Source organism: Paenibacillus kribbensis (genome assembly GCF_002240415.1).
GTDB lineage: Bacteria > Bacillota > Bacilli > Paenibacillales > Paenibacillaceae > Paenibacillus > Paenibacillus kribbensis.
The window spans coordinates 2,967,232-2,979,603 of sequence record NZ_CP020028.1; the positions used below are offsets into that span (position 1 = coordinate 2,967,232).

9 protein-coding genes are annotated in these 12,372 nt (G+C 43.6%); 2 read left to right on the forward strand and 7 right to left on the reverse strand.

From position 1 onward, the window contains the following. Positions 1-19 precede the first annotated feature (19 nt). From B4V02_RS13325 to B4V02_RS13350, 5 genes are all read right to left on the reverse strand, one after another. On the reverse strand, positions 20-2,017 hold the full coding sequence (locus tag B4V02_RS13325) for a methyl-accepting chemotaxis protein (protein WP_094155163.1): 1,998 nt from the start codon (positions 2,015-2,017) through the stop codon (positions 20-22). A gap of 397 nt (positions 2,018-2,414) precedes the next feature. Then, positions 2,415-4,481: a thioredoxin domain-containing protein gene (locus B4V02_RS13330; protein ID WP_094155164.1), complete on the reverse strand. Its 2,067-nt coding sequence runs from the start codon at positions 4,479-4,481 to the stop codon at positions 2,415-2,417. A gap of 172 nt (positions 4,482-4,653) precedes the next feature. Then, positions 4,654-6,207 carry a glycoside hydrolase family 43 protein gene (locus B4V02_RS13340; protein WP_094155166.1) on the reverse strand — a complete coding sequence of 518 codons (1,554 nt, stop codon included), beginning with the start codon at positions 6,205-6,207 and terminating at the stop codon, positions 4,654-4,656. 43 nt (positions 6,208-6,250) lie between these two features. After that, on the reverse strand, positions 6,251-8,149 hold the full coding sequence (locus tag B4V02_RS13345) for a carbohydrate-binding protein (RefSeq protein WP_094155167.1): 1,899 nt from the start codon (positions 8,147-8,149) through the stop codon (positions 6,251-6,253). Between the two features lie 613 nt (positions 8,150-8,762). Then, entirely contained in the window at positions 8,763-9,167 is a 405-nt protein-coding gene (locus B4V02_RS13350) for an Rrf2 family transcriptional regulator (RefSeq protein WP_007430432.1), read from the reverse strand. Between the two features lie 357 nt (positions 9,168-9,524). Here B4V02_RS13350 and B4V02_RS13355 point away from each other — a divergent pair, with 357 nt between their 5' ends. Beyond that, on the forward strand, positions 9,525-9,773 hold the full coding sequence (locus B4V02_RS13355; RefSeq protein ID WP_244188323.1) for a hypothetical protein: 249 nt from the start codon (positions 9,525-9,527) through the stop codon (positions 9,771-9,773). Positions 9,774-9,942: 169 nt separating this feature from the next. On the opposite strand, the gene ytaF is transcribed toward B4V02_RS13355, so the two are convergent. Beyond that, entirely contained in the window at positions 9,943-10,584 is a 642-nt protein-coding gene (gene ytaF / locus B4V02_RS13360; RefSeq protein ID WP_094155168.1) for a sporulation membrane protein YtaF, read from the reverse strand. Positions 10,585-10,719: 135 nt separating this feature from the next. On the opposite strand from ytaF, the gene B4V02_RS13365 reads away from it, so the two are divergent. Then, positions 10,720-11,391: a DUF1232 domain-containing protein gene (locus B4V02_RS13365; protein ID WP_094155169.1), complete on the forward strand. Its 672-nt coding sequence runs from the start codon at positions 10,720-10,722 to the stop codon at positions 11,389-11,391. Between the two features lie 340 nt (positions 11,392-11,731). Here the strand turns inward: B4V02_RS13365 and B4V02_RS13370 are convergent, their stop codons facing one another. Further along, positions 11,732-12,367 (reverse strand): DUF5984 family protein, encoded by a 636-nt coding sequence (locus B4V02_RS13370; RefSeq protein WP_244188324.1) that lies wholly within the window; start codon positions 12,365-12,367, stop codon positions 11,732-11,734. Between the last annotated feature and the right edge of the window lie 5 nt (positions 12,368-12,372).

A 12,372-nucleotide genomic window follows, 5' to 3' on the forward strand; every position in this document is an offset into this window, starting at 1 on the left:
CATACGGTTCAAGTCCGTTTTAATATTTGAAACGACTGATCATCGACTTCAACTCAGTAGCCATTGTGGACAGCATCTGAGCAGAAGCCGATATTTCCTCCATGGAAGCCAGCTGCTCCTGCGAGGATGCGGCGACTTCCTCTGATGTAGCAGCATTACCGGTTGCAATCGTCGCCAGTTCGTTGGCTGTCGCTGCAATCTCCTGCACACTGGCTGATATCTGTTGTGCAATCCCAGCGACTTCCTCCACCTGAGGTGTTGTCTCTCGAATGCCCTCCATCGCGTGTCCCAGCTTGACAATCGTCTCCTTGGAAATCTGCAGCCCATCCTGTACCTCAGTCGTAACCTGGTTCATCGTCTGCACCGTCGCTTCCGTTTCACGCTGAATTTCGGTAATCAATGTGGCAATCTGTGTAGCAGATGCCTGCGATTGCTCTGCCAGCTTGCGCACCTCATCAGCAACGATCGCAAAGCCCTTGCCATGATCACCTGCTCTGGCCGCCTCAATGGCTGCATTCAGGGCCAGCAGATTCGTCTGATTGGATATATCACCGATAACCTTCGTAATTTCGCCGATTTCCTGAGAACGGGCCTGCAAGGTTTGAATCATCCGGTTAGATCGCTCTACCGACTGGTGAATGGAATCCATCTGTTCTCCCGTCTGCTCAACGGACTTTCGTCCTTCCTCTGCTTGCAATGAGGATCGTCTGGCCAAATCCGCTACCGAAACTGAGCGTTCCGCGATTTGCGTAACCCCTTGCGCAATTTCATCCAGCGACACCGAATTATTTTCCAGGCCTGTAGTCTGCTTTTCCGCTCCGCTGGCAATTTCCTGGACAGCCTGAGACACCTGCTCACTTGCAGCACTGGTTTGTTCTGCGCTTACCGTTAGCTCGTTCGAGGATCTGGCGACATGATCTGCACTATCCCCTACGTTCTGAATGACAGATCGCAAGTTATCCTGCATATTTCTGAAAGCCAGTCCCAATTGTCCGATCTCATCCTCACTCTTCACTTGAATGTCCTGCGTCAGGTCACCCGCGCTCACATTCATCGCTTGTTCCTTCAATTTTATAATAGGCTTGATAATCGAACGAATCAGGAAATAGACAATGATTATGCCTACCACAAGACACCCGACAATCGTAAGCAAAGTACTGATCAAAATCGGCTGTGCTGCTTCATCCACTTCAGATAAATACAGCGTGCCGCCTATCTTCCAGCCTGTCAGCTTGTTAGTCGCAAAATTCATATATTTGGGCTGACCTTCATACTGATACTCGTATTCACCCGCGTCGCTCTCATACATGCGTGCTTCAGCATCTGCAATTTTGGCGCCTGTTGCCTTCGTCGGATGAACAATGTAAGTACGATTGCTGTCCAGCAATATGGCATAACCCTCATGGCCTACTTTAATATCGTTCAAAGTCTCTTTAATTCCGCTAATCTTCAGATCAATGCCAATAACACCCAAACCATCTGGCGTGGCCTTGGACACCGTGACTGTCATTTGCTTGGAGGATGCAGAGAGATAGGGCGAGCTGATCACTGTTTTGGCTTGTTCCTTCATGGCTTCCTCATACCAAGGTCTAACTCGAGGATCATAGTTATCGGGTAATTCCTTCTGCGGATAGGTAGTAAATTTACCTTCTTTTGAGCCATAATAAATGGATTCTGTTTCAGGATGGAGTGTAATATATTGCTTGAGAAATTCCTCCAGCTCTGCTGCCTTTTCCTCCGTCTCTACTCGATTGCCTTTTAGCCTCTCAGCAAAATATTCTGCGTCGTATACCTTAGGTGAAACAGCACTGTCAATAACATAATTAGTGCGGATAATAGCCTGCTTGGCGCTATATTCAATCTGCTTTCGAATCTGCTGGCTGGCGCTCATAAACGACAACCCCCCAATAATCAAGGACGGTATGATCAAAAAAGCGATAAAAGCTGCCATCAGCTTCATTTTAAAGTTATTGCTGAGCTTCCCTCCCATGAGCCATTTTCTAGAAAACTTCTTCATCATCAACATCTCCATTTCATTATTAAGAATGCTTGTTTATGGTGAACCACTTCGTGTTACCAGTGATGTTCACTCGACAAATCCATTTTTCGTTCTTTATCAACTCCCCCTAAAATGCTTGTACACAAAAAGTTATAAACATAGTAGCGAGTAGGTCTTTGTGCTTAATTTCGAATGCAGCAAGGCTCGTTGGAACCGTTTCCTTAATGTAATATACCTAAAAAATATTAAAAAAAATACGCTATAGATGTTAAGAAAATGTTAGTTTCAACTCACTATGCCTACCTCTTAACATGAAATAATCCCCTTGAAGGTGGCATACATAAGGTCATTTTTCATAAAATGCCATATGCTTGCTACCCCAAAGGGGATCAGGTTTGCTTTTATTTCATTCTATTCAATCCAGCAAAGCTTTAAGATCGTCAAGAGTCATTACAGGTGCCTGGCAGGCAAAATGCTCACACACATACACAGCCGGTTTACCGTCGACGAGCGTATAGTCACGGATATAAGGGACTATGTCTGCGATTGCAGACTGTCCTTCATCCTTCAAAATAGCAACTGTATTCGGCCTGAATCCAGCTTGAATCGCCCGAATGAATTGAAGCATCTGTGGGTCATCACGCTGTCCTACAATCACAATTTCCTTCGTCGTCCCAGTCGCGTACAACAACGAGCTTAGCAAGGCCGAATATCCTGGCGGATCATAAGAAACCATACCCCCAAAAGCCTTGAACTGCTTTGCTGCATAGTCCTCCAATCGGGCTTCACCCGTCAACCGTGCCAGCCGCACCAAATTATGGGCCGCGATGCTGTTGCCGGACGGGATCGCACCGTCGTAGATTTCCTTAGGCTTGGCAATGAGCTGCTCACTATCCTTCCCATAAAAGAACAAACCATGATGCTCCTCATCCCAAAACAGGTCAATCATATTCTGATTGAGCGTCAGCGCCCGTTGCAGATATTGTACATCAAAGGTCGCCTGATACAACTCAATCAAGCCCCACACATAAAAAGCATAATCATCCAGATATCCGGGATAAGCCGCATCGCCATCCCGATAACGCGCCAGCAGTCGCCCGTCCGCTCGTCTCAGGTGGCTCCAGAGGAACGACTCTGCCTTCTGTGCCCGTTCCGCATAGGTGACGTCCCCAAAAGCCTGTCCTGCCTTGGCCAATGCAGCGATCATCAACCCGTTCCACGAGGTCAAGATCTTGTCATCCTTGTGAGGATGAACCCGCTTTTCCCTGGCCGCAAACAGCTTGTCTCGCAGCTCACGTACCCGATCTTCCAACTCTTGTTTAGTGAGGTCATGCTTCAGCCCGTAGGCTTCCAGATTGATATCAATCAGATTTGGAATGTTGTGGCCTTCAAAATTACCATAAGGCGTAATCCCATACAAGTCGTTGAAAAAGGAAGCATCCTCATCCCCCAGTACTGCCCTTACCTCAGAGTCGTCCCAGACGTAAAATCTCCCCTCTTCTCCTTCGGAATCCGCATCCTCTGCCGAATAGAAGGCCCCTCCTGCATCCGTCATCTCCCTTGCAATATATGTAAAAATTTGTTCTGTAATCTGCCGATACAGCTCCTTGCCCGTCACTTGCCAAGCCTCCGTATAAGCAATGGCGAGCAGAGCATTGTCATACAGCATTTTTTCAAAATGCGGCACCAGCCACTTCTCATCCACTGAATACCGCGAAAACCCCATGCCCACATGGTCGTAAATTCCACCCCGATACATCGCATCCAGCGTTTTCTCTGCCATTTCCAGTGCCTGCTGATTTCCAGTGTGCTGTGCATATCGCAGCAAAAAGGACAAGATATGCGGAGAAGGAAATTTAGGTGCTTCTCCAAAGCCACCATATTCCTTGTCAAAGGTGTGGCTGTATTGGTGGAAGGCTTTATTCAAGCTCTGTTCATCCAGTTCACCGCGATACCCTGCAAGCATGTCCTGCCGCTCATGCTCTGTCAGCACTTGCTCACTTAATTCCATCAGCTCTTCAGGCTGTTCTTTCCAACGGGTTTCCACCTTGTCCAACAACTCCAACAGACCGACACGGCCAAACTTTTGCTCCTTGGGCAAATACGTACCCGCAAAAAAAGGCTTCTGATCCGGCGTCATCAGAATCGTCAGCGGCCAGCCTCCATGTCCGGTCATCGTCTGGCAGATGGACATATAAATATGGTCCACATCCGGACGTTCTTCCCGATCCACCTTAATGGATACGAAGTCCCGGTTTAATATCTCCGCAACCTCTTCGTCCTCGAACGACTCTCTTTCCATTACATGACACCAATGACAAGTGGAATAGCCGATGGAGAGGAAAATGGGCTTATTTTCCCGCTTGGCGACTTCAAAAGCCTCATCTGACCAAGGAAACCAGTTCACTGGGTTATGAGCATGTTGGAGTAAATAAGGAGATTTCTCATGTACTAATCTATTGGATTTGCTATTCGTTGTCATGGGACATCACCTCTTTTCGGTTGGATTTTGGGTAAAGATAATATTAGTTTACCCAAATTGGTTGGAGAAGTCGCAGGGGATGGAAATAACTTCACAAGAAAAAAATAAAGTCATAATAACATCCGCAACCCTCCTGACGGATGTTGCGGATGCATTCTTTCCTGTTCTCTTATTACTGCAAGTGTAAATAATCAAAATCAACAAAACCACCAGTGGATTTAGTAGCATAATTGAACAAAGCAAAACGATATCCCATAAAGTGCGGTATGGTATATGACATCTGAAGCGTATTGCCTATAGTCGTCCAATTGGTACCGTCAAGACTGTAGTAGAAATATGCTTTATCTGTTTGATTTGTAAAATCACAGAGAACCTTAAAATATACTCTGTTCTGGGAAAACGGGACACTTGCCACTTCAGTCATGGCTCCCGAACCGGCATTCACCATAACAATCGATTTGGAAGTCCCGGACATCTTTACGCCTACGAACCCATATTTAGCTTGAAATGCTGCAAGACCGGAATAATCCCCGTCCTTCATACCGCTTGTTTCCATTGCAATGATTCCTGTACTTTTCGGTCCAAATGTCCTTTGCGTAAGCGTATTTCTGGCGTCTAGAATACTTGTGCTCACTTTTCCAGTAGTCATTCTCATAAATCCAGGACGCTGTGTAAGGGACCAGTTCGTATTGTCAGGGTTATGGTTCCACTGCCACACCTTTGCAAGAGTCGCACTAGATGAAAACTCATCGGATGCATAGACTTTCTTAACCGGATAACCTCCAACAGGGACATTCATTGTAAGGGGAGCCTTGCCGTTAACGCCAAATACCGGCCAATTATTTGACCATGTAACCGGAACAAGATACGGCATACGTCCAATTGCTCCGCTGTCTTTGAACAGCATGGCATACCAGGAGCCAGAGGCAGTATCAACAATTCCTCCTTGTGCAATGCCTGAATCGCTCAATGCAACCCGACCTGTGTAGGGTCCGATCAAGCTGCTTGCACGGTAGGTTAGTTGGGTGCGGCTGCTTCCCGATGGCCAGCATATGAGGAATACATAGTACATTCCGTTGATCTTTTGGATGTGAGCTCCTTCGGCCTTGACGATGAAGCTGGAACCGGCAATATTACTTGCATTGGGAATAATCACCTGATTAAGTCCCCCTGATTTGATTGCTTTTGCATCTGCAGTGAGCTCGATCATGCTGATATTATCACTGCCATAGACCAAGAATACACGTCCATTATCAAACAGCAACGAGGCGTCATGATAATAGCTGTTAAGCACAGATGATGTCCATGGTCCGGTTTCTATATTACTGGTTTGATAAATATATGTTTTGCCGGTAGAATTGGAGCCAAAAGACACATAATAGATACCGTTATAATATCTAAGACTGCTTGCCCACGAGCCCTTTCCATATTCGTTTTTCCCGTTGTTAAGATTTTGTGCATCATCGTTGGCATACGTATCGTAAACATAATTTACGATTTCCCAATTTACGAGATCATAAGATTTCATGATCGGAACTCCGGGGTTCATGTGCATAGTCGTACTAGTCATATAAAATGCATTACCCACCCTGATCACATCGTTGTCTGGAGTATCAGCATATATAAACGGATTGTTAAAAGTAGTAGCCGCAAATACAGAAGTGCTCGACATCATACTCATGAACAGTAGTAAAATCACCAAAAATATGCCTATTCTCTTATACAAGTGAACGCCTCCCAATCTTTCATAGGTTCTTCTTCATAAACCGTTAATTAATTTCTAAATAATCCACGTATGCATCCCAAGTCCCGTTATCAGTAGTTACGATCAGTTTAACTTCTTGATTTCCGGTTGGATGGTTGATATTGGACAAGGTTTGGACCGTCGGCGTAGTTCCGGTAAAATAAAAGGAACCGACTGTGGTTCCTCCTATTTGCAAGTCAACTCTGGCGGTACCGGAGTTATTCGAAGCCCCCCGGACCGAAATACTATGGGTGGAGTTGGCAAAATACTGAGTGTACGCAGAGTAATCATTATTAGCATATAAAGCGACCCCGTTGAAAGGAGAACTGATCTTTCCAGCGTAAGTACCGCCAAGGGTCATATTCTCGGCTTCAACCCTGGTTGCTCCAGCAGTATTGGGTGTAAACTGCCAGTAATCAATATTAAATAAGTTTTTAGTCCCTGTTCCGGTAAACACTAAGAAAACCTTGTGAACACCGGTAGCATTGCTAACTGTGGTTTCTACTTCCTTCCAGGTTTGTGTTCCTCCAGTAGAACTGACATCAAGAGTTCCAACAAGAGCACCCGTTGCACTATCAAGACGTATTTCTATTTTGCCGCCTACATTTGATGCTACATTTGCTTTAAACGTCTTCGCTCCGCCAGAGCCAAAGTCAGCGTTTCCTACAGCAATCCAGTCTCCATTGTGTATATTGGTCACATCAAGATTATTTGTTGGACCGCCAGTTGCTTGACTTACCTCCGTTGTAATACCTGCATTCCATCCGATCGTTTCAGCCTCAGTCCTATTGTATGGATTAAGGTTGGCTAACTGAGATATGCCTGCCATATTTCCCTGAACCTCTTGTATTGTGCCGTCAGCATTATGCACAAGCTTATTGATATGCGGGGAACGATATCCTTTTCCAGCCCCCAATACAGCTTTGCTGACCGTTTGGGCATGGTACACGACATACCATTGGTTGTTAAAGTTAAACACAGCATGATGGTTATTTCCGCCAACTCCAAAAAAAGTAGATGGATTTTTCAGGAAATGCCCTTTATAAGTAAAGGGCCCCATTGGACTGTTGCTCACCATGTAGCCGATTTCACCTGCCGGATAACTTGACGGGTGCGTTCCGGAAAAATTGATACAATAAGAATAATAATATTTGCCGTTATACTTATGAATTCCGGAGTCTTCAAACATGTAAGGAGCATCAATGGTTACTGCACTTCCAACAATGCTAGTCATATCAGTGCCCAATTTTAGAACTCTGGCTGTTTTAGGATTTGCAATTGACGCTGGATCCGAGGTATTGGGTATACCTCCACCAACATACAGATATCCTGTTCCATCATCATCCACCAATGCTGCCGGGTCAAAAAGCCATGTAACTCCGGACATTCCAGCTGTACTTTGTGTAACAAGAGCTTTTCCGAGTGGGTCTTTCCACGGTCCTATCGGAGTGTCTGCAGTTAGCACACCAATACCTGAGGCACCATTTGCGAAATAAAGGAAGAATTTATCCTTACCGTTTATATTTTTATGTGCAACCGACGGAGCCCATGAGAGTGATGCCCATTTTGCAATGCCAGTTCCATTATTTGCATTATTGTATCCTGCGACCGGAATTGCACCGTGGTCTGTCCAGTTCACCATATCAGCAGAAGATATGACGTTTATTTTATTAAGTGCACTAAAATCATTATCTTTAACCGTTCCGTCACTATTATAGACATACGCATCGCTTGACATATAGATATAAACCCTTCCATTGTAGACTAGCGCATAGGGATCGGCCCCCAATTTATGGTCTATCAGAGGATTTGAATTCCCTGGAAGTTTTGCAATTGCATTGTTAGCAGCATGAACAGACATCATTGGTAAACAGCTCAGCAATAATGTAACAGCTAATATAAACACCGAAAGCTTTTTAATCATAAACGTATTACCTCCATTTTTTATTTATCAGTCTATTTAAAGCTACATTTTCAGAAGACGCTATAGTCCACTGGAAAGCGAAAACGCTTTCAATATTTCGAAAATCCTTTGCATACCCATAGCATAAAAGAATGATTCTGAGTCAACAAGAAGAAAAAAGCTTTTTTTGAGTTCATTTTGTGGTTTCCAGGATATCTTTAATACTATCAAGTCGGGGAATAATCAGAGGAACAATTCTTTGTATAATTTTTTTCCTTCACCCTCTTCCTGCGTCATCTGCACAATTTTGTTGAGCTTTTCCCTGCCCGCTAGCTCCATTTAATCCAGTGGTACTTCCATGTGCTGCTAAAGCTAGCGCCTCAATTAAATGTGTTGTTTATATTTTTTTGCTTGATCTAAAACCTATTTAAAGCGACTATGCAAAAATCCACTCCTTTTAAGGTAAGGAATGGGCCTGTAAAATATTGATCTATCTGAAACTCTATTTCCCCCAACTAGTACCTCAATGCTTTTCAAAACCAAAAAAAGCGGCCCTACATGGGCCACTTCTATAGTCCACTTGAAATATATAAAAGATTCTTTATATCTATAGTCAATCTGAAATAAATATGGCTCACAGAACCAATTTTATTTCTTTAGCAAGTTCAGACAGCTTTTGGTTTCTAAGATGCTCATCCATTTTGCTCTCCGCTGAAACCATTACTTTTTGAATCAAGCATTCTGCTTCATGGTTCATAGAACAATCGAACAAAGAAGTTGTGCCTTCAATCGCATGAATGACATCTAGAAACGAAATATCCTCCCAGTTCCGCTTCAATCTATAACCTCCATTGGCACCTGAAGTGGATTCAATCATTCCCGCCTTGACCAGCTTGGTCAGTATTTTAGACAAGTAAGTAGGTGAAACCCCTTGCCGATCCGCTAACTGTTGTACACCAACAGGCTTATTATTAGGAGTTAATACTACTAAAAAGAGCATGGTGTGAAGGGCATAGTTCGTCGCTTTAGAATACTTCATGTTCGGTGGTTCACCTCAATTCAGGATTTAATCTATATATAATATCTTTTATAATGCAGTATCGTCAACTTTCGAATGCTCCGACAGACACAAGGAAAAGACAAAGTCAATCCCTGAAATAAGCAAGGCACCTCCTATTGAACTGCTTAACATGTGTAGGGTAATTGTCATAGGCGAAGCATGCCATATGTTGAATTTTAGCAAGGGTTCGGACAGCTTTAATTGGCGCTTGATAAATAAAAATACAATACATATTCATATAAGTCCCAAAACCATAGTTGAGAATTTTGGGCTCACCAAAAAACAATATGGGCATATGCTAGTGTATTCTTACTAGAAAAAAAGGAGGAAAAATAATTGGCATATAGTTATTATCCGCAATCGACTCATATGTGTAGCCATTATCCGAAATCGTCTGATATGCACAATTTAAAACATGAAACATTAGCAGTAGTGGAGCCTTGGGTAAAAAATGGTTTGTGGGAAGCACAGACCATTTCTACGGAGCATGCTTTAAGAGAGGCGGCAGCAGTTTCCTACCTCATAGGAAGAGGATATCAACCGCAACATGCTCATCAAATTGTGGAATCGTGGTGGCATCATTAATAAAATAGGAATGTACAAATGGATCACCTATGCGGTCCATTTTAACTTTAAAATAAAAGCGATCATGCATACTAAGCATGGTCGCTTTGTTTTTTTCGACAATCGCTTTTTCGACAATCGCTAAAAGATGTCCGTGTTTACTATGAATTTCTCCTTTCCAACTCTACACTTACTTAAAGAAAGAATTGCAAGCAATCAAAATAATGATAACTCCGCTTAAGACCGTGCTGAACTGACCTAATGTGAAGGAACCGATGCGAATCGCCGACATTTTTTGTCCCAGGATCATACCTAGCCAGACCGTGATATAACTGCCGATTGCCGCAGTCAGAGAGATCGCAAGTGGTGACATTCCCATCAGGCCTGCACCGATCCCATTCGTAACGGCATTAGCGGCAAGTGCAACCCCCAGCACCACTGCCTCAAGGTAACCTATAGAGCCTGATTTGTCTTTATCCACGGTTTCGGGGTTTTGCAGAATTCCTTCGAGTGATCCGCCCGACGCAGCCTCCTCTTCACCGTCCTGGCTGGATTCCTGCTTCTTACGCGGTACTGCCAGCAGAATGATGCGGGCACCGACAATGAACAGCAATAACGCTCCAATCAGGACGGGTAATACGCCCGGAAGAATCTTCGCCAGCCACTGACCGGATATGATCCCTATCATGCTAAGAATAAAACAGATAACCGCAATGATTAAATTTGATAAATAGTTAATACGAATACCCCGAATCCCATAAGATATTCCAACACCCAAATTATCCAGACTGGATGATATGGCAAAGCCAAAAATTACAAGCCAAGCAGCCATGGGGTTCTCACTCCTTGTTGTCAGTTTACAGTCATACTATTGAGCATATTGCAAAAAGGTGCTCATCATTTCTAAAAATGTTGAGATTCCCTCAACATTTGATTCAACACCAACACAAGGTGAGGTGAACTGCAAATGTCTGATGAGAAGAGAAACGCCATACTGGGCGAAACACTGCTCTCCTTGCTGAAAGAACGTTCTTTGTCTATGCGAAAGCTAAGCGCCGCTACCGGCATTGATACGGCCACGATATCGCGGATCGTTAACGGGAAGCAAAGAGCCAAGCCTGAACATCTGGAAGCTTTTGCCCTTCATCTTGATGTTCCTTCCGCTCCACTCTTCCAAGCTGCTGGTTATGGTGCTCCCGCTTCCTCTATTCACCAGAACCAGCCAAATGATATCTACTCCTCCATCAACAGCATTAAAGAAATTCTTCAAGCCTCCAACCTCATGGACCACCAGTTTACTGCCGAGCTGGTTCAGAAAGAACTGAGCAAATACGAGCCCTATGTCCTAACCGAAGAAGGAGCGCGGATTATCCACAATGATTTTCACGGTAAAGTAAAAAGCGTCAACGGGGCGGGACCGTTCATTGAGGAGCTCAAGAGAATGTATCAGCTCTACAGTAGCGAAAACATCACCCCGGAGGAGCGCTCGATCCTCGGCAGCGGCTTGTTGTACTTCGTCTCCGCCACAGATATCATCCCCGATTATGTATTTCCATTAGGTTATCTGGATGATGCGATTGCCGTGCAAATCGTACTGGATCGCCTCGAAGATACGAGGAACAACAAGCCCCAACCGTGACCAATGATTGTTGTAGTATGATTGACAGTGCAAGAACTTATGCATGGGTCGGCAAAAAGAGGCTGTCTCCCTTTGCAGAGTTTTTTCTGCAAAGGGAGACAGCTTCTACTTCTTTCTGTTCCTTTTTGTTCCACATAGGATTGAGAAAAATTATCTATACAGTCACTCAATGGAGAAGTCCATAATATTGTTTATATCTTTTGATCCAATCTTCTTTTGATGGACAATAAATATATACGTAGAAAAGGAGGGGTATCAATCCTCCACTTCTATGTAACCTCCTGTCATCATCATAAATCAACGCTTAATAGTCCTGCTGCCTTCGGTACTTAGCAATATACTACTCGATCAAGTCCTTTATTTTTTGGCATACTTCCTCGGCATCGCTTTTATTTTTAGAATTAAGCAGAAGACGATCCGAAAAATCTCCTATAAATTTTTTTACGATAGAATTAAACTCGTCAATAGGAATATATTCAGTTCCTGTCGGATTTATAAAAGTGACACCCTCCGATGAATATGTCGATTCATTATTCCATGCAATCTCTATGTCATCCTTAACCCTCCTGAAAAACACGTCCGGCAAGAATGATCCTGCCCTATTTGAGAACCATGAGTGTTTAAATTCCCATTCTTGCTTCGTATCGAACCATGCATCAAATTCATCGTCATCGTCTGACTCAAACAGTAAACAATGATCCATAAGCTCAAGAGAGTTTTGCCCTGCAACAGGGAGAGGAAATGCTTCATCGGTTAAAATATGCTTAAGATTTTCACTTAACCATTCAACAATATATATTAGATTCCATTGAAAGGTTGTTACGCTGTTTTCTCTCTTATACTGACAAACATCTATTCCATGAACAAACAATTGAAATTTTCCCCATGTTTCACCAATTAAACTACTTTCATTAAAAGGATTATTAACAAACTCATAATGGATAGCAAATATGTTTTGATCTCCAAATGTTCTCAAAGTAA